This is a genomic window from Agrobacterium cavarae, assembly GCF_004310285.1.
Classification (GTDB): domain Bacteria; phylum Pseudomonadota; class Alphaproteobacteria; order Rhizobiales; family Rhizobiaceae; genus Agrobacterium; species Agrobacterium cavarae.
Window position 1 is genome coordinate 25,753 of record NZ_SISF01000026.1, and the last position, 19,682, is coordinate 45,434.

Annotated in this window: 16 protein-coding genes; all 16 read right to left on the reverse strand. The window is 56.1% G+C overall.

Annotated features, from left to right (window positions below; genetic code table 11):
* Nucleotides 1-62: 62 nt before the first annotated feature.
* A complete protein-coding gene (locus EYC79_RS07030; protein ID WP_113488661.1) occupies nucleotides 63-1,358 on the reverse strand; it encodes a hypothetical protein in 1,296 nt (431 codons plus the stop codon).
* 59 nt (nucleotides 1,359-1,417) lie between these two features.
* Nucleotides 1,418-2,794, reverse strand: a complete 1,377-nt coding sequence (locus EYC79_RS07035) for a right-handed parallel beta-helix repeat-containing protein (protein WP_162686531.1) — start codon at nucleotides 2,792-2,794, stop codon at nucleotides 1,418-1,420.
* Entirely contained in the window at nucleotides 2,779-3,996 is a 1,218-nt protein-coding gene (locus EYC79_RS07040) for a glycosyltransferase (RefSeq protein ID WP_202961864.1), read from the reverse strand. The genes EYC79_RS07035 and EYC79_RS07040 overlap by 16 nt, the downstream gene beginning before the upstream one ends.
* Before the next feature lie 120 nt (nucleotides 3,997-4,116).
* Nucleotides 4,117-5,229, reverse strand: coding sequence for a glycosyltransferase family 4 protein (locus tag EYC79_RS07045; protein WP_162694033.1), 1,113 nt, complete (start codon nucleotides 5,227-5,229; stop codon nucleotides 4,117-4,119).
* Between the two features lie 56 nt (nucleotides 5,230-5,285).
* Nucleotides 5,286-6,284 (reverse strand): phosphoribosyltransferase family protein, encoded by a 999-nt coding sequence (locus tag EYC79_RS07050; RefSeq protein WP_111850931.1) that lies wholly within the window; start codon nucleotides 6,282-6,284, stop codon nucleotides 5,286-5,288.
* A gap of 56 nt (nucleotides 6,285-6,340) precedes the next feature.
* On the reverse strand, nucleotides 6,341-7,351 hold the full coding sequence (locus EYC79_RS07055; protein ID WP_025590910.1) for a glycosyltransferase family 4 protein: 1,011 nt from the start codon (nucleotides 7,349-7,351) through the stop codon (nucleotides 6,341-6,343).
* Nucleotides 7,351-7,809 (reverse strand): LbetaH domain-containing protein, encoded by a 459-nt coding sequence (locus EYC79_RS07060; RefSeq protein ID WP_111850930.1) that lies wholly within the window; start codon nucleotides 7,807-7,809, stop codon nucleotides 7,351-7,353. Before EYC79_RS07060 ends, EYC79_RS07055 begins: the two co-directional genes overlap by 1 nt.
* Before the next feature lies 1 nt (nucleotide 7,810).
* Nucleotides 7,811-9,154, reverse strand: a complete 1,344-nt coding sequence (locus tag EYC79_RS07065; RefSeq protein ID WP_162693088.1) for a lipopolysaccharide biosynthesis protein — start codon at nucleotides 9,152-9,154, stop codon at nucleotides 7,811-7,813.
* Entirely contained in the window at nucleotides 9,093-10,286 is a 1,194-nt protein-coding gene (locus tag EYC79_RS07070) for a glycosyltransferase (RefSeq protein ID WP_025590904.1), read from the reverse strand. Before EYC79_RS07070 ends, EYC79_RS07065 begins: the two co-directional genes overlap by 62 nt.
* A 49-nt stretch (nucleotides 10,287-10,335) precedes the next feature.
* The gene (locus tag EYC79_RS07075; RefSeq protein WP_025590903.1) at nucleotides 10,336-11,295 is read right to left on the reverse strand and encodes an endonuclease/exonuclease/phosphatase family protein; all 960 of its coding nucleotides are present in this window, start codon (nucleotides 11,293-11,295) and stop codon (nucleotides 10,336-10,338) included.
* A 42-nt stretch (nucleotides 11,296-11,337) separates the two neighbouring features.
* Nucleotides 11,338-12,765 (reverse strand): mannose-1-phosphate guanylyltransferase/mannose-6-phosphate isomerase, encoded by a 1,428-nt coding sequence (locus EYC79_RS07080; RefSeq protein ID WP_111850927.1) that lies wholly within the window; start codon nucleotides 12,763-12,765, stop codon nucleotides 11,338-11,340.
* 447 nt (nucleotides 12,766-13,212) lie between these two features.
* The gene (locus tag EYC79_RS07085; RefSeq protein ID WP_162693089.1) at nucleotides 13,213-14,046 is read right to left on the reverse strand and encodes a metallophosphoesterase; all 834 of its coding nucleotides are present in this window, start codon (nucleotides 14,044-14,046) and stop codon (nucleotides 13,213-13,215) included.
* A complete protein-coding gene (locus EYC79_RS07090; protein WP_162693090.1) occupies nucleotides 14,046-15,452 on the reverse strand; it encodes an O-antigen ligase family protein in 1,407 nt (468 codons plus the stop codon). The genes EYC79_RS07085 and EYC79_RS07090 overlap by 1 nt, the downstream gene beginning before the upstream one ends.
* Before the next feature lie 106 nt (nucleotides 15,453-15,558).
* Nucleotides 15,559-16,419 (reverse strand): hypothetical protein, encoded by an 861-nt coding sequence (locus EYC79_RS07095; RefSeq protein WP_111850924.1) that lies wholly within the window; start codon nucleotides 16,417-16,419, stop codon nucleotides 15,559-15,561.
* Nucleotides 16,416-18,740 carry an AAA family ATPase gene (locus EYC79_RS07100; RefSeq protein WP_025590894.1) on the reverse strand — a complete coding sequence of 775 codons (2,325 nt, stop codon included), beginning with the start codon at nucleotides 18,738-18,740 and terminating at the stop codon, nucleotides 16,416-16,418. Before EYC79_RS07100 ends, EYC79_RS07095 begins: the two co-directional genes overlap by 4 nt.
* A gap of 202 nt (nucleotides 18,741-18,942) precedes the next feature.
* The gene (locus tag EYC79_RS07105; protein WP_111784173.1) at nucleotides 18,943-19,626 is read right to left on the reverse strand and encodes a hypothetical protein; all 684 of its coding nucleotides are present in this window, start codon (nucleotides 19,624-19,626) and stop codon (nucleotides 18,943-18,945) included.
* Between the last annotated feature and the right edge of the window lie 56 nt (nucleotides 19,627-19,682).

The following is a 19,682-nucleotide window of genomic DNA, read 5'->3' on the forward strand; positions in this document are numbered from 1 at the left end:
ATCGACCTCCTTAACCTCGCGCTGTCCTTAACGGTTTGGTTAAGAGACGGAGCGCCATAACGTTATACAGGCCAACCATCTGAGTACGTTTTCCGAGAATAACCAACCCAAATCAGCTTGAAGGGGATTTGAGCGAGAGTGTAAATGAGCAGGTATACTAGGCAGAAATAGATATCGAATGGAGACCCGCCCAGGAATAGGCGGAAGGTCATCAGCAGAACTATAAATCCGTAAAAGGTTGCAAACACCTTTCGGTATAGTCCGCACAATCCGGTCATCAATATGAAAAGTGCAAGCAGTGCCTGAATGTAACCGCCGAATGCGATAGAGAGGTAACCGACCAAAGACAGGAAAATACCCCCTTGGTCCCACCGTAGATACCGGTTGGTGATGTCGAGGCTCAGATCCTGTGGCTTGTCGGGCCAGAGAGCGCGAGGGACAAAAGTCGTGATGGCCACAAGAATATTCGCAGGACGAGCCGGTTCGTTAGGCTGGACGAATTGTGCCAGGCGATAGCCATCAAGCGTATCGATACCTCCCCCATATACGGCGGTAAAAGGGTTTTCGATCGACTCCGCAAACGCGGTATAAAGATCAGCCCCCCTTCCTGAAACAACGTCGCCCCGGAAGTTCGACATGGCCCCGCCTACAACCGCAAGCACAAGCCCGTACACGGCGTATCGCATCAGCATCGCCGCAGTGACTTCTCCGCGCGCAATCTTGCCCGCGAAAAACGCCAGGGCCACGGAGAGAACCGGACTTCTGACCGCCCCCGTGACCAGCAGGATCATCCCGCAAGCACTGACCAGATAATAAATCCTCTGATTGAAGAAGTTATGGAAGGCAAACACGCACAACCCCACCGCCAGGCAGGTCTTGAGAATGGTCACCACTCCCTGCCCTCCATCCGCACGGCTGGACAGGTCGGAATGAAACGCCAGTGTTGAAATGGAACCGACTACGATCAACGCAAGGGCGGCGTTGCGCATAACAAAATTGAATTCGCCAGACGCTCTGGAAATGGAGCGTTGAGAAATAAGGGGGTTACGCTGTGGCACGAGAAACCCCGCCATAACCTCACCCAGCAAAATCACACATAATTCGATCGCCCATTTGCCTGCCAGTCCACCCAGCTCATAGGCCTGGGCAGGCGGCAAAATATGGGGCCCCAGAAGCTTCGTGCTGCTGAGACCTGCTACTTGCATCAAGGCCGAGCCATACAAGCAAAATATATATAAAATACATGCCAGCGCAGACAGCAAGCCTTTCCATGGCGTGTTCCGCAAGGCCAGCCAGTAGAAGCGCAACAGGATAAAAAAGCAGATCCCGATGAATAGAATTTGGTTCAACGTATCCAAATTTCACCTTTATGAGCAGCTGTGGAAGATGCATTCCACGGCAATCATGTGCCAATCGTTCACTTCTGGACGATGACTGCGCTGCTGTTAGCCACAACAAGTGCTTGCCCCCTACCCGGGGGAGCCAGCGTGATCACGTTGTCCGTGATTGTGCCGTCTGTTGCCGATCCGACGATGATGCCATCACGATTGTCCCGGACGGAATTGAATGCGATTTGAAAATGACTGACCCGCTTCGTGTCTATATCGCTTGGATCACCAACCAGTATGCCCACTCCCGGATGGTCGAGCACATTGTTTTTGACGATCGACAGGCCTTTAATTGTCGTCACGACGATGCCGTCGCGCACAGATCCGATGAGCGTGTTGCCGCGAATGGCCACGTTTGCCGATCCACCGGCAACATAAATCGAGTTGCCAACGGGTGATGCCTCTCTACGAAACTGTCCTTCGCCAAAGAAGCGGCCTGCCGCCTTAACGGTGTTGCCACTGACAGTCACGTCTATCGATCGACCCAGCCGATAATAGCTATCGGAAAACACCACAATTCCGCCCGCGAACGTGTCACTCACGGTGTTTTCCTCGATGACCATGCCGTCAACTCCGCTGGACGCAATGCCCTTGGCGTAGCCTTTCGCCACAGTGTTACGGCGAAAGATCACGTTTCGCGTGCCGTTGGGAACACGGAAGTCCGTGACAATCACCAGCAAATCGTCACCCGTCAGGGCAATGTCATTGTCTTCGGCAAGAACATTGGCCACGCAACCGTCAAAACCCAATCCGTTGCCCAAAACCTGGCGTATGCGGCAGCCGCGAACCGTAACGTTACTGGCATGGGAGACTTGGATTCCGCCGCCCCGCGCATTGGTGACCTGAACGCGTTCGACCCGGACCAGCTCTGCATTCCACAAATGCGGGTCACGCGCGCCGCCAAGGCGCAAACCGTAGGCGTTGGGCTTGCGGCTCTCGACGACGCCGGGTCGGCGCACATCAATCGCATCGGTATAATCAAGCGATAGATCGTGGATCCAAAGCTTCCTGGCGTGCAACCAGATTGCCGGCTGAGGAGTGCCGACTGGCAATGTCGATACAAGGACCGCCCCATCGCCGCTGAACTCGATGTCGTCAAACTGCTCTTCCAGGGTGCTGAAGATATATCGGCCTTTGGGGAAATGGACAGTCGCAGATGTTCTGGATGCCGCCGCCTGCGCCATTGCGGTCCGGATCGCATCGGTATCATCATTGCGTCCATCACCCTTTGCGCCGAAATCGCTAACGTCATAGATTTCTCTTTCGATGGCGGCGTGAACATCGCTGACCGGCCACGCGGCACAGCCTGTGGCGAACAGTAGTGAGGCTTTCAGCAGACGTCTTCGGCGCATAGTTCCTCCTTCAGTCCGTACCTGGAGCCGCGAGCATTTCACCCGGCGTTGCATGTTTCCGCAACGATGCGACGGATGGCCTCGTGAAACCGATGAGGGCTGAATTTCTCCGCATGACGCTTGATGGCGTCGGTATCCCATGTGTCCGGGAAAGCACGCACAGCACTACGGATCGCCTCTGGTGTCGCGTCGTCGATGAAAAGACCGCTCGTGCCTTCATCCGTCGAATCGAGAAATCCACCTGCCCGTAAGAGCAGAACCGGCGTGCCGAACGCGTTCGCTTCAATTGGCGTCAATCCAAAGTCTTCTCGTGACACCGAGATCAATGCCCGCGCATTGGCATAGAGCCAACGCAACTTCGCCTCGCTGACGTAACCGGTCGACACAACATTGGCAGGCGCATCCAGAATCTTGCCGCCACCGGCAACGGCAAGCACATGCTCGGGCATACCCCTGAACGCCTCCACCAACGGCTGCGCTCCCTTGTATCCACGTGACCGTCCCACCATGAGGAAGAAGGTTTTACCCGCGAGCGTCGGAACTGGCTCTGCCGGCAAGGTTGGATCAACCGAAACCGGCGGGAAAACCACGCGGGCTTCGCGGCCGTAAACTTGCCGAATGCGCTCTGCAACCGAGGTGGAATTCGCGATATAGACATCCGCGGAGGCCGCCGCCTTGCGATCCCATTTCAACAGACCCGCTCGCAAGAGGCCCAACGCCACCCGCACTGGCCATGGGCGATCCAGCAGATAATCATCCGCCTGATAAAGCCATCGTGCCGGGTTGTGACAATAGACGATCTTTCGGGTTGCCCCCGCAGTCCGCAGCGCGTGCGCCCAACCAGATGAACTGCACACCACGGCATCCGCGCGCACGGGCCTGATAAAATTCCATGTAGAAGCCAGCAATGGCAGCGCCAGACGAGAATCTCGGCGGAACAACTTCACTCTGCTCAACGCAGTCGATCGTATCGAAATCCGGTTCATTTCCGGGAATGCATCTTCCGGGGAGTAAATCGCGGTTATCAAATAACGCGGGTTGAGCGCCCGCGCGAGTTCCACGGTGACCCGTTCCGCTCCGCCACGCTGGGTGAGATAGTCATGGGCCAATACTACGTCGAGATGTCGCACGATTTTAACCTTCATCAATGGGGGTGGCTCGGGGAAAATTGGGCAGGTGGGAAAATCATGGCGGCACGTGCGCATGGCCGCGCCCGCTCGCGCCATTGGTGTGACCAGCGTGAGATCAAGGTTCAAAGATCGACGGGTGTCGTGATGTTATGGTGTTTGGGCAGCCGTCAGCGACGTGTCGCAGCAGGTGCGCGGACGGTGATAAGGAGTGGGAGGAGCAACCTGTCTATGCGCGCGAGACGGATGTCAGCGGCGTGAAATGGTCTCTTCAAAAAGCTGAAGGTATCGGGTGGTCGCGTGCTCAAGAGAATAACGCTTGGGCAAAAGAGTTGTGTTGCGAGGTGGCGCACTATCCAAGGTGGCTTGGAGCGCATCAGCCACGGCGTCTGGTTCTGTTGGTGGCGCATATCTGGCCACGAGTTCCGGAAGCCTCAGGTGGCTGGACAGAACGGCGGGCAACCCGGACGCCGCCGCCTCAAGCGGTGCAATCGCCAGACCTTCCTGTCTCAGCGACGTGAACAGGAAAACGTCTGCGGCGCTTAAAACCATTGGAACATCGGCACGAGAGACCGGCCCAAGGAAATGCACCTTGTCGGCAATATTCAAGTCTTTTGCCAAGGCTCGGAGCATAGGTTCCGCATCGCCCTCCCCCGCGATCAGATAGGCAACATCCGGGCGTTTCGACACAAGGCGCGCAAAGCCAACCAGTGACTCACGAACCCCCTTTTGCAAGATCACGCGGCTTAGGGAAACAACGATCGCCGTGGACGGACCTATGCCCAATCTCTGCCGAAGGCGGCTGCGAGCTGCCGGGTCAAATCTCAACTCCCCTTCGTTCACACCATTCTCAATCATGGTGACGGGCGTGTGGTGCACAAGCTTCGACATGGGTTTGCGCCGGAGTGCCTCATCGACGGCGGGACCGATGGAGACGATCCCGGAATAGTGTCCAAGCCGCCAGTCTCGCACCAGATAGGGAATGTTCCGGGCTGCCCCCGCCCAGGAAATGGGCGACCGGACGGCCAGCTTCGAGACAATTTCCCCCCAAGGCGTGCCATGCGACTGCAAGATGACCGGCGTCCGACATTTTCCTCTTATTTTGGCATCCAGAACGCCATGCGCGCCTCCCCCAACGCCCATCACCAGATCGACGTTGTCGGCATATTGGTCCAGAAAGACAGAACGTGACTTGCTCCACCAGGCTTTTGAATAGCGCCCTGCTGCGCAATCCAGTGCATGGACGGTAATACCATCAACAGATGCGCCCGGAAGAAAGCCCGTTATGCCGGTGGTCAGAAATTCAACCTGATGCCCGCGTAGAACGATGGCCTTGGCAAGAGCCCAGGACAGTATTTCCATGCCGCCAAGTCGATGAAATGGTGTCGATCTCGACACAAATAAAAGTTTCATCGGGATTACAGCTTTTTGGATTTAGCGCGCGACAGCCGCATATAAACAACGCGAAGACGATCAACCCATTTGTCGCCAATACAGCCACGCAACCACCGCGCCAAAAGACGCACATTGGTGATCCGTTGCTTCAGGGCCTGAGGAGAAAAGCCGTTTGGCAGACATAGCCTCGGCCCTTCAATGGATAGAACAGGTTTGCCGCTCATTCTCGCAATTTCATTGGCTTGATGCAGTTCGCTCTCGACGAACAGCCTTGCCGAACTCGTCCGATAATAGGCCGCCTTGTGCGATCCATGCACGCCCGCCTGGCGTCGCTCTGCGGCGCTTGGAAGATCGAGCATGATCAATTGCTCGTACACAACGCCGTGGCGCCGCAACCATTCCTCCGTTTCCGGACGGTATTTCTCCAAACGGCTGGTCACGAGCGCCTTGATCGGATGGCTCGGCAGGTAAAGCGGGCGGGCTTGCTGTAGAAAATCGAGGTAAGCCGGTCCGTCATCATTTTCTGCGTAACTGGGATCGTGGCAAAGAACGCCATCAATATCGAGGCATGCGTCTTTCAAAATTCCCGGATGATGCAACACATTCCACTCAAAAATCCGCGGCTTATCAATGATTTCCATCACCACATCGACACGGCCCCGAATAGACGATGTTCCGTAAACCACACAGGTGGTGATGGGCGGCAAGTCGACGCTTGCGGTGTCCAGCTTTTCAACCGCCTTGGCCAACGCTTCTCCAGTGCGGCTACTATCGTCGACAATGAGAGCACGACGATAGTGCTTCGACGCATTTCCCCGCCGCCGTGTCGTCCCTGTTTCAAACACGCGGCCCGCACAAAATCCATCGAGATCGACGAGAGGCAGGTTCAGCGAAAGCGCAATGAAACTCGCTGCCAGAATGCCACTGCGAGGAATACCGACAATTAAATCAACATCATTCGGGATCTTCCATAAATTCCCGACAATATCCTTCTGTAAATCGTTATAGGTCTTCAGTTGCACGCAATTGCCCCTCAGCTAAGCACACACGATCAACGATGCGCAGTACAAAATTCGATCTAAAGAGATCTATAGAGTTCGATGCATTTCCCCGCGACGGCATCCCATGTGAAGGCGGAACTGGTCACAGATGGAAAACGACTGCCCGCTGCCTTTGAAAGGGCCTGATGCCATTTAGGAACATCGCCCGGCTGAACAGTGATTTGGCCTGCCATTTTGAGAAGTTCCCCAAGCCCACCGACATCCGAGCCGATGACAGGCGTCCCGGCCGCCAGCGCCTCTAGCGCGACAAGACCCAAAAGTTCAGGGCGGGAAAAATCACGGCGCTGATAATGCTCGACGGAGGGGACGAGAAGAAACCCTATGGACTTATGGAGACTGGCGACAACTTCATCAGTCGCGTCCGAAACGAAGGTGACATCCTTGTTGCGCGCCAGTTGTTTCAGAGAAGCGAAATAGGCTTGGTCTCTAGGTTGCCCCGCCAAAACCAAACGACGTCCTACGGGTAGAGCCTCAACCGCGATATGGGCGCCCTTGTGAGGCACCAAGCGGCCAATGAAGCCAAAGTCATAGCACTGCTCAAGTGGATCTGCGTCTGGCAAATGATCGCCACCTCCCATAATGATCACATTCTGTTTGATAATACCCGTTGGATCCAGGTCCTGCCTGCTCCAGGCGCTCACATAGCCTGCGGCATCGATGAGACGCAGCCGCAAGCGTCCCAGAGCCCGGCCAGGGGCGAGCGCGCCTCCGCCATGGTCGGTCAAGACCAGTGGTTTGCGCAGCAACTTGGCCATCAGCGCTGCATAGTCAAAACCAGGCGTGTTGAGCTGGTGAACATGGACAATGTCACATCGATACGCCAAGTCGAAAAAACGGCGTAGAGAAATGGCATGCGCCGGCTCATCGAGATCGCCAAGTTCTGCAAATTCGCGCAAGGACCGCACAACAACGACATCGACAGTCAACCCCCGGTTTCGCGCGGCACGGGCCAGTTCCGTTACATAGCGTTCACCGCCGCCTTTTTTCGCGCCGCCGAAGACCTCAAGCGTGACGAAGAGGATACGCATTATTCAACCTTTTCGCGTGGTACGACGCGCACCGCGGGGGCGCCGGCATAGGTGCCAGGCTGTGTAATCGAACGGGTCACAACCGAGTTCGCCCCAATCCTGACATCGTTGCAAATGGACATGCTGCTGCGCAGGGGGGCGATGATCACCGCACCCGTGCCGATCTCTACTCTGTCGCCGATGGTCAATCGCGATTTGGTCCCGGGAGAATCGTTGACTGACAGCGTAACGCAATGCCACAGCCTCACATCGCGACCCAGGGATACGTTGGGATGAACAACGATATTCATCGCAAAATGACCAAGAGATGGAAGCCCCGCAAGTACCGCTTCCGGCGGGAGAGCGGCACGAAAAACAAGGAAAAGATAGGCTTTAATCAGCCGTGCCCTTCGGCGTTTACCTTCGCGATGGTACCGGGTGGACAGGAGCCAGAGACGAGCCGGTTCTGTGAGAAGCATATTAGTTTGCGTCTTCCGCATTTGGGTTTGAAACATTCCGGCTTTGTCCGCGCGGACTTAGCCGAGTAACCAGAACAAGCGCCGTGGCGAGTGCAGCGGCCTGCGACCAGACGCTGATCCATGCAGCTGTCGCGGCGTCCATTCGCTGCCAGGCAGCCCAAAACAGAATGATCGTCGTGAACGCGGCGGCGGCCTGCCCCAAAGAATTGTAGCCGGGCCTGCCCAGGCCACCGAGATACGCGGCGACGACATTGGCCCAGTAACCGATAAAGGTACCCAGCAGCAGAATCCGGATTAATGCCACAGCAGGCGCAAAATCCCCACCGAACACGATAGGAACGGCATAGGGGAGGATTACGAGGATTACGATGGTCAAGGCCACCTGCGCAAATCCGCCGAGCAGTATCGAGCGAAGCACTGATTGTCTGTGGATGCCGCCAGCCACTTCGGCCAGTACGTTGCGCGTAAGCACTGCCGTAATAATTCCAGGCACTTCTGCAACCGTGACGGCAACAGAATAGTATCCCAGATCATTGGTCGCGACAATTGCAGGCATGATCGCCTGGTCGAGGCGGGCTGACACTGTAGCCGCAATCGTCCCGAAGGCGGACAGTATCGCGTATGAGAAAAAAGGCGCGCTTGTAAATTCCGGGATTATGTTGCCGCTTTGGCGTCTCAATGTGTTTGCGGCATTCGCATTCCCCGGAAGCCGAAGCACCGCCGATGCGCTGAGTCCGGCAATCATATAGATGGCGGCAAATGCGATCACGGATTTCACGCCGATTATCCAGAGCAGGACGATGGCGCCCACGCGCAAACCTGACCCCAGCATCCGCTCGAGATCAAGCGCACCATATCGCCGCAACCCCTGAATGTGCCCACGTCGTATGGCGATAAAGGCACTCGGCAAGAACGCCGCCCAAATCAGCAGCAAGAAAGTACGGCTTATATCGAGTTGCTCGGCAATTCTCGCAGAGTACCAGAACAACGCCAAACCCACGAGAAAAGTCATGATCAGTGCTATGATCACCGCCAGCCGAATGACCTTGCCCGGCGGAGACTGCCGGCCGATGAAATAAGTAACGGCAGAAGGTACACCGAGCGCTGCCACGGCAGCGGCCAGGGTCATGGGCTGAAGAATACCCGCTAACTGCCCTCGCCCGGTGGCGCCCAGGGCGTGCGCCAGGATCGGGGCCGTGATTATCCCGGCTGCCGGCATCGCCGCATAAGCAATGAGACTGCGCATAAGCGGTAGCGCGTCGCGAACATAGCGCATCGGCATCCTAAAGCGCAGCTTCCACGGGCTGTTGTTGGCCGGAATCGAGTAATGTCCGGATCTGTTCAAGGCGCGCATCCCAACTGTTTTTGCTGAAATCACCCGGCGGGGAAGCGTATTCGCCTGCGCAGGCGCGAGCAACGACCTCGGCAAAATCTTGTGGTGAGGCGATCGTGACCCCGGGGATCGCACGGCCCGATATACTTGGTAATGCCGTTGCGACAACCGGCAAACCAGCAGCCAGATACTCGTAGACCTTCATTGGAAACACGCCCGTTGTGTATTGGTTGAGGTGATAGGGGATGATCCCGACCCAGCTCTTGCCAATTTCTGCCGCCATTTCCTGCTGATTCAGCGTGCCAAGATAGGTAACATGTGGCGAGGCCAGCAGCCGGCCAAGCGCAGGGTCGCGTTTCGTGCCATCAATGCTGAACGGTCCTGCCAGCGCAAGCCGTACCCCCTTGGCGATGATGGCCTCAAATATTGCGAAGTCGATTTTGCTGGGTGTGAGGTTGCCGACGAAAATAGCGCGCCGCTCACGATCCGATGCCGGTGCGCGCAGCCCCTGAAACAGATCGATGTCGGCAACATTTTCCCACACCATCGGGTTTGCATGGAGGGCCCGCAGATGGTTTGCGACACCTGTACTTGATGCAACCAGCACGTCAGCCCGCGTAATCAGCCGACGCTCGGCTTGAAGCAACGCTTTGCGCGGGATACCGTCAATCGTGTGCAACAGGTCGACCGAATGATACACGACCATCTCCGCTCGTTCCTCCAGCCCATAGGTCAGGGGTGAGAAGCTCCAAAGCGCATAGCGCTCCGGCAAGCGCGGCTGGATACGGCGCTTGATCATCCACCGATTGAACGCTCGCACCGGCGCGCAGGCGTGAAATGGGATAACCATGGGCAGATGTCTATGTAAAGCCTCGACGCCTTCACGGCGCTTGCCAGATGCGTTGATGTTTGGAGGATTGTGTCTTTTCAAAAGGATTGTCGAAATCCGCGCCAAGATCCGGCGCAGATCCTTGATGCTCAATCTCGGTGCCCGCAGACCAAGGGATTCAATATAATGGACCTCACGCTCGGCCACGAGGCGCGCCGCTATATGCTGTTTATTGGTCCAGATCGGCGCATCAATATCAGCCGTAGAGAGGATCACCACCGGCAGCGGGGGTGCCTTTAAGTTCCCATTCTTCATGGTGAGAACGCCTTCCAAAAGGTTTTGTTGAATGAAGGGGCAGAGCCGATCAGAGTCCGGGCAAGAGGCCACCGTTCGGAACGGTGAGGTCTGCGATCAACCCATGATGGTTGGAACCAAAACTCGACGGGATGCGGGACAATTTTTGCGCCATCACTGGCATACGAATGAAAATATGGTCGATGGGAACGCCCAGAATTCCTGCGCCGATCGGCCACGTCGCTGGCTCCAAGCCAGCCGTCGTCAATCCAGTGCGCTTCAAAAGGCCTTGCATGTCGGGGGCTATGGTTGCCGCGTTGAAATCACCCGCGAGCACCAAAGGACCGTCGATCTTACTGAGGGCTTCACCAAGTCCCGCCAGCTCATTTGTATGGTATTTGTCAAAATAAGGTTTGCTCAGATGCGCTGCGGCCAGAGACAGCGTGACGCTGCCCAGATGAATTCGGGCCGTTGCAAATCGATCCTTGCGCAAATCACTGAGATTGCCGACATAAACCATCTCCAGCGGATACTTTGACAACAACAGCAGATCGCATGTGCTCGTATGGTCTCCGCAGCCGATGCGATACGGGAAGGTTTTTGACAGGCGATCGAGATGTAAGCCAACCGGGGCAGCTTCCATGACATAGGCGATGTCTGCGCCCGATTGCAGGATGTAGTCGGCGATCGCACCACCGTTTTCAAGATTTTCGCCCAGGACGTTAAAGGACAGCACACGCAGACTTTGCGTGCTGGTGGTCCCGGCCGAAAATGTTGGCGGCAGCGAATTCCAAATCATCAGAACAGCATGGCAAACAACCAACATGGTTGCGCACAACATAGCCATCGAGACTGCACCGGGTCGCAGAGCCAGACAAAACAGCGCCAACAGCATCATTGCGACACCGGCATGCAGCTGGAGGGAGAAAACGACAGCCGGCGCCCACAGGTCAGTGGTATATCGCAGGGCGAAGAAAGCCAGCGCCAGACCCAGCAGGGTCGCGCAAATGTGAAAGAGTATGTTTCTCATGAGGTTTTGCGTCCAGTATCGGGCTGCTTCTCAGCTCCCCGATCAGGTCCTGCCGAATTCATCGACAAGACGGACAATGTCATCCTCGCCCAGATAAGACCCAGTCTGGATCTCGATCATTTCCAGCAGAATTTTACCAGGATTGCCAAGCCGGTGCACGGCTCCCTGCGGGATGTAGACGGACTGGTTTTCGTGCAAGATGGTGACCTGATCGCCGATGGTGACCTCCGCGGTTCCCTTCACGCAGATCCAATGCTCCGCCCGATGATGGTGCTTTTGCAAGGACAACTTCTTGGCGGGATGAACGAACAATCGCTTCACTTGGAAGCGATCACCGTTAAGGATCGACGTATACCCACCCCAGGGACGCAGCGATGTTGGATGTGTTTCGGTCAGGCTTGCCGTTTTCCGGTCGGCGGCCAGTAACTTCACCAGATTGCCCACATCCTGCGCATTGTCCAGACGCCCGATCAAAACCGCATCCTCCGAGGCGATCACGGCCACGCCATCCATGCCCTGCACGGCCATATGGGCATTGCGGGAAATTACCAGCGAGTTTGTGGTATCACGTACAGTGACATTGCCGTGCACCACGTTACCGTCGCCGTCCACTTCTCCGATTTTCCAGACCGCATCCCAACTTCCCAGATCCGACCATTGGATGGCGGATGGGACAACGGCGGCATTGGCGGTCTTTTCCATCACCCCGTAGTCGATCGAAATCGAAGGTGCTTGCGCAAATGCATCCCGATCAAGACGAATAAAATCAGCGTCCAGCGTTGCCTCCGCAACCGCGCGATCCACAGCCGTCACAACGTCAGGCGAATAAAGCTCCAATTCAGCGATAATTGCGGCTGCCGAAAACAGGAACATGCCTGAGTTCCAGTAGTAGTTGCCGGTATCGATCAGCGCCTGGGCGGTCTCGGCATTCGGTTTCTCCACAAACCGACCAACCGCATAGGCGCCGTTCTCCAGCTGACTGCCCAGTTCGATATAGCCATAGCCTGTTGCCGGCTCTAACGGCGTGATGCCGAAGGTCACCAGCTCTCCCTTCGCGGCCGCCCTCAAAGCGGCAGAGGTGGCGGCTTGGTAATTGTCATCCATCGTGATCGCGTGGTCCGACGGCAGCACAAATAGCATGGTGTCTTCACCAAACCTATCCGCGACAATACGCGCTGCCGCGGCCAAGGCGGGCGCGGTGTTTCGCGCCACAGGTTCCAGCACGATACCAGACAGCGCGATATCCCTGGCGCGCGCCTGCTCGGCAACCAGAAATCTGAAGTCTTCATTGGTCACCACCAAGGGTGCCTCATAGACAGTTTTGTCGGCCACGCGCGCGAGAGTGGACTGAAAAAGTGTCTCTTCGCCAGTCAATGCCAAAAACTGCTTGGCTGCCGTGGCACGTGACAACGGCCACAGCCGAGTGCCCTTGCCCCCTGCCATGATCACAGGGACAATTTTACTTGTCATATTCCATCCTTTTGATTGAAGCTCTGCGTGCCCGTAGGCGCTACGGAACAGCGTTTGTTTGAGACGAAGCGGGCGCAGGCGGTGCCTCGTCAGATAGGCGGTTGGGCATCGACTTCGTCTGACTTCGTTTCACTGAACAAAGCACACAGTAAATAACCAACGGGACATAGGCTGCCTGCAAGCCAATCAAGGAGAGCGCCGTTCTCAAGACCGTGATTTTGATCAAGCCGGAAGCAAGGCAGGGCATACCGCAGAGACCAGTCGCAATGCTAACATCGCAAAAAACGCGTGGGGGGCGTACTTGACGCTGTCGCGATCTCTTCGATTCATAACCTGACGTTTCTCAGCCTTATACCCGGGTGATGCCCGTCGGGCCTGTGATCGGGTAACAATACCGGCTTAGGGAGCCACCGTGTCGCCCAGCGATAAAGAAGCCGTGCGATGCTCTCAGCTCTCTGTGCCGCATCTGATTTTTCCTGGCACAGTTTGGCAAGTTTCATTCCGGGGTTCTAAAATAAACTGCCTGTCCTCTTCCAAAACCAGACAGGTGAGATTCCCGGTAATATAGGCGCCCGTATCGACATTGATCCGGTTCGACCTGAAAACCGGGCTAGTGACCGGCGTGTGCCCATGCACGATCATGAAATCATGCGGCAGGACACAGTCGAGAAAGGGTTGTCGGATCGACATAAGATCCACCGCTGATTGGTTTTCAAGCGCGATTCCTGGTCGGATGCCTGCGTGAACAAAGGCGTAGTCACCGATCGTTACGTAGAGGCGGAGTCTTTCGAGAAAGCTTTTATGTTCGGCGGGAATTTGCTTCACGGCCAGAGCCATCACGGTATGAACGATATCACGGTCGATATTGGCGGGAACAGTAATACCGTAGGCATGGAGTGTTTCGCGGCCTCCCGCAGCCAGCCACCGCAGTGCGATGTCCATATCGTTCAGCGCACGCAGCATGCTGTCATCATGATTGCCACGCAGCGTCACCACACGCCGTGTCATCTGCCGTTCGATCAACTGATCAATGACCTCGCGGGACCGCAAACCGCGGTCAACATAGTCACCCAGAAGCACCGTGACATTACGCTTGAAGGGGTGTGCGGCCTCATTGGCATCGATTTTGGCAAAGGCTTGCGCAAGCAGGTCCGCGCGACCATGGATATCGCCGATCACGTACACACGCACACCATCGGGAACTCTTGCAGCGGCGCGCGCGATTGTCACCTCTTCCCGCTCAGGCAGGAGCTTCAAGAAGAAATCAACCAACTTTCGCATCAGGATTGATCTGCCGCCGGCCTGCGCTGGACTGCTGTGTCCGCGAGCGGATCGAACGATGGTCTTTCTCCCAGTGAGATCGTCACGCAGCCAGCAAGAAGGGCTGCAAGAAGGAGCGCGTTTCCGGGGATTTGCAGGGAGAAATCTACGAGTGAATGCAAGGCGACAACGAGAAGGCTTGTCAGGCCAATGACCGGCGCGAAGCGGTAGCGGGACCGCTCGAGCAGGCCTGTCACAAGCGCCCATCCGAGCGCTGTCAGCGCGACCCCTAGAACGACCAAGAAAACGATGCCCAGCCCAAGCGCTCCCTCAAGGTAGGAGTTATGGGCAGCATCCCAGACTCCCTCGATACCGGAACATTGCGGTGAGCGATAGGCGGGGAACACATCCGGGAAACTGCCGAAACCGGAGCCAAGCGGCCAATTGTCTCGCACCGCCTGCGCCGTCGATGAAAATGCGCACAGCCGTGCCTGATCGACCGATTGAGCCCCCATGCGGTAGATCGCTTCTTGTGCAACAACCACTGCCGCTGTCGACATCAAACTGACGATGAGCGCCAACCGCCACCCTCGAGCAATTGATCTCGGAGCGGAACGGCGACGGCGCCTCTTCCCTCCATTGAAGAGCCACACGAGACAGATCAGCCCGATGAAGACCGACGCCGTTGCACCACGCGACTGGGTAGCCGCGAGCGCCAATACGTCCATGAGCAGACCAACTATCATGTAAAACGTCGCTTTTTCCACATTGGTCAGGCGACCGGGGTTCAAGACCTTGCTGGCAAGGGCCCTGAGGCTACTACTCTGCAAGTAGAAACCCAGCAAACCGGCATTGATAACGATACCGATGCCAAAATAGGTGCCAGCGGAATTCCTGTTGATGTAAAAGCCGGTAAGACTGCCGATATAGGCGGTTTTCGTCTCAAACCCGACCGTCATAGGGGCAAGCAGGAACTGGCAAAGACTGATCGCTGCCACCGCCGCTACGAGATACGACAATATCGACAGGAGCAGGAAGGCCTCACCTCTACAGTTGAAGAGATGAAGCGCCACGACAAAAGTCAGGAGCGGTGACCATACGATGATATCAGCTTTGGTCTGCTCCGGTGTCACGGACAGGGCCCCCTCGACCGGTCCGACAAGCGACCTGATATAACTCCAGGCGGGATGCTCCCACGGGTTGTCGAGGAGCCGTAACGATTGCCCATATTGGGTCAACGCGAGAACGACGAGGCAGACAAGCGCCACCCCCGCAATGAAGGACACACGCGGATATGGAAACGGACGCCAGCACATGATCGCCGCGCTCACCGCGACCACCATGGTGATAACGGCCAGCGGTTCGAAATCCACCGCACCGAATGTCAGCATCGGGAAGACAAGGACGAGAAAAAAGACGGCACGCATTCCCGTGAAAAACGGCTGCTGCCATGCCCCCGCTCTCCTCATCGCATTGGCCTGATACTCCGTCCCTGCCGGATGACTGTGTGGATCTTTGAGAATTCCGTAAACCCTATCTTGCACAGGCGACGACGAGTTCCGCCGGACGCTTCAGATCAAGCTCCGTCCCCGGTGGACCGTTCAAAGCTGGCGGTCGACAGTTTAAAGGCACAGGATAGGAAACCCCGAGCGCATCAATGATCTTCAAGATCCGCACCTGGCGATCGAGACGTTGCCGGTCAATCACGGTTCGCATCAACTGTCGCGATCGTTCTCCAGCCTCACTATAGAGCGAGGCGATCTCGCGAGGTTCGCCCAGCCTGATGACGCGCTCAATGTCAAGTCCGTGCTGTGGCGGCAGGGTGATCCTCCCTGTATCCACCAAAGTTCCCACCAGTCGCAAGCGAGGAATCATAATCCATTTTTCCGCTGGGGCGTAAAAATACGAAAGATCTAGCAAGCGAGTGAGGCTCGCCTTGTCACCGCCTTGCTGCACCATAATTTGGGCAAGAAGCATCCATGCGTTGCCATCGGTCGGCGTGCATTGAAGCCGATGTTTCACAGCCCGATTTGCAGCAACAAGAAGGCTCTGGATGTCCCGATCCCTGGCTTCGGACCAAATTGCCTGATCGAGCGCGCCCAGCCGGACTGCCAATACACCACGCGACACCTCGTCCAGACAGCTGCTCTCTGCGGCTTTCATCTCTTTCGAGTCTGCCACCTCTGTCAGAACCTTGGGGTCTATCCAACTGTTGGCATCGAATAGCCCTGCCCGCTGGGTAACCGACTGACGACTGAGTGCTGCGAGTTCAGCTGCGCGACCGAGACGGCGAACATCACTGGTCGGCAAGATATCCAGCAGCACGTTGCCGGCCGTCAGAAAGAGAAGGCTGCTGGCCCCGATCGTCAGGACAAAATAGAGAAAGCGTCTCACAAGCGCGTTTTCTTGCCACCCGCCCTCTCCTTACCGGTTCCGCTATCCGTGTAATAGTACGCATACTTTCCGTAATAGTATCCGCGCGATTCACCGTAATTGTATTTCTTCATCCGTGCGCTGATGACACTGTTGAAGATCAGGCCAACGGTTTTTTCGTAGATATCCCTGTTTTCTTCCAGCACTCGCCGAACGACACGGCGCGGCGTGGTGCCCCATTCGACCACGAAGACGAAGGCATTGAAGAAGCGGCTGATCCCGCGGACATCGATGACGGGTCCCAGTGGCGGTAGATCAACGATCACATAATCAAAATTGGCAGCGGCTTCCTCGAGCAATTTCTCCATCTCATTTGAGGCAAGGAGAACCTGACTGTCGAGAATCCGTTTCTTCGTGACGCTTGGCAAGAACAGGAGGCCGCTTTCCGGCTCCCGCAACAAAAGTTCCTCCAGTGGCCGTTCTCTCCGAAGTACCTCGATCAACCCGGCCGTAACATGGGGGGCCATGCGTCGCGTCATTCCGGGATTACGAAAGTCCGCATCGATAAGGAGAACACGAGCGCCCTGCAAAGCAATGAGACTTGCCAGGTTCTTCGCCGTTGTTGTCTTGCCTTCGCCGGGCATCACAGAGACGATGCCAATGACTTTCCGCCCCGCATTGATCTGAAGATCGACCTCGACCTTCGCTGACCGCAACGTTTCGGCAAAGCCTGACAGAGGCATTTCAAGCACGTGCCGCATAATAGGCTCACGTATAAGCACATGGCGGGCATCAGGGCTCTCTGACTGTTCGGGCTCATTTTTTTTGCTAGGCAGTTTCTCAAGCATGCCAATGAAATGAAGTCCGGTGCTCTCCCGCACCTGATCGGGCGTACGGAAGCCTTGATCATTATATTCCCGCCATGCCGCCAGACCACCGCCAAGCATAAGACCCACCAAGCACGACCAGACCATCACAAACGGTATATTGGGCCAACTTGGCTTGCTGGGCAGGGTGGCGCTGGTGATGGTTCGCGCCTCTGTCGTCGGAAACGATTGCTGCTGAAGTGCATCCTGATAGCGCTGCAAGAATGTCGTATACAGGTTTTGGTAGCTGTCCGATTCCCGGATCAATTGACGCAATTGCACCATGACCTCGTTGGACGACGTCTGCTCCCCCGCGAGGGTGTTCATTGAATCGTTCAGCGTTTTCTCGCGCGTCCGTGCGACCTCAAGGTCTGAAGTATAGGTCATCGCGATACGCTTTAACTCTACGAATATTAGCCGCTGGTACTCATCCATATCCTTATGAAGACTGACCACTTGGTAGTGCGTTGGGCCGAGTTTGCTGGTCAGCTCTTGCGCCGTCTTGGCTGCCTTGAGATATTTGGTGCGCAGATCATTGATAACAGCGCTGCCCAATTGATCCGTGACGGCGACGTCGGTTCTACCCGATTGAATAATATCCGTAATCTGCTTCAGGCGGGCTTCAGCATTAGCGGTTTGATCATGCGCAGCAGACAGTTGCGAGGTCAGTTCAGTAACCTGTTGGTCACCGATAAACTTGCCATCACCTGAAGACACCAGCCCGTGCTTCGCCTTGAACTGCTGGATCGCCATATCGGCCTGAATTGAACTTGACTTGAGTTCGGTCAGGCGATCCCGAAGCCAGCCACTGGCGCGCTTGACCTGCTCATAGCGGGCATTCAATTGATCCGTGAAGTAGGCATCCGCGTAGGCGTTGGCGATATCGACGGATAACTTGGGATTGGGCGATGTATAGCTGACGGTCAGAATATAGGTTCGCGCAACGCGCTTGACCTCAAGATTGCTCTCAAGCTTTGCGATGATGGCCTCTCGGACAGCCTGCCGCCTTTCCTCCTCGTTGACCGACGGCGAGACAAACCATGACCCGAAGTTGACGATACGCGAAAATGTGCTTCTGACGGCGGACAACAAACCACCGCCATTCAAAAACAACTCGTTCTGATCAAGCTGCAACTCTTGGCTCACCAACGCTGCGACGTTATCCGATTTGATAACCTCGACCTGGCTGTCAATGGCAGCCGTATCTAGCGTCGCGTCGGCCAGGCTTGCCGTCAGGTCCGAAAGGTTCTTGTGGCTATCGATAATAATCTCATTCGTAGCCGTGTAACGAGGCACCGCTGAAACGCAGTAGACCGCGCCGAGCAAGAGGACTGAACATGTCGCGATGACAACGACCATCTTTTGTCGACGTAAAGCAGCTATGAGCCCGACGACGTCAATTGTTGTTTGTACTCCTGTTGGATTCTCTTTAGGCGGAATAGTTTCAAGGCGATTGTCTACTGCGCGATCGGACATGCCGGATCCTTATGAAAGCACTCTGATGTCTGTCAAATAGCGATTAAGCGAGACACACACTCGACTGCTTTGTTTTCATTGATTTTTCAGGATTCAGTTTCAGGCTGTCCCTGACAAACTCTCGAATCCGATATCTATCGACCGGATGCTTCTTGTACCGTATCAGCGGGGTCTCAACGGCTCCCAACTTGACAGGAGATACTCAACATGTCCGCCGGGGACTAACTGATGTCGAGCAGGTAATGGTCGAGCCCGAAAAACTGAACGTATCGGCGGTGTTGGTATGACTTGAGCTGCCGCTCGCACTTGTTGTCGCACCGACTGAAGGAGCACCTCTGCTTCCGTTCACGACGCCACCAACTCCCCCTCCAACACCAACTCCCCCTCCGACACCAGCACCAACATCTGCGCCACTGGCAGACAGCATCAATGTTTCTGTCGTCGCCATGTTGTAGCCAATCAGCACGTCACTCAAGCCGGAGCTGGCAATCCTGCGCGCAATGTCGTCACCGCACAGCTTGTCAACCGCCATGATTGCCGTGGCCGCCTGCCCCAAGCCTGATCCGATGGCGGCTGCTTGCGTCGAATTTGCCGAGCGTGCGATCTCGAGGAGCGCATCAACTGCGGCTGACGGGTCCGTTTCCGTCAGCGCCTTGACTTTACCGCTCAATTGCAGCCCACCGACCGGATTGCTCTTCAGCAGCGCTTCCGGATTGGACTTAAAATCCGAAAGTTGCTGGCCAGGGAGCTTGTCCGGCAGATTATATGATCCGCCGCAGGCCCCGCCACTTACCGCCGTGGAAGCATTCTGTGCAACGGCAGGGAAAGAGAATGCCTGCGTGAGGACTGATGCAGATATTCCCAACAACAGCAAAAGACGTTTCATGTCCAAGATCTCCATGAGCTGACAATGGGGGCAAGTTATGGAACTCACTTCTCTGT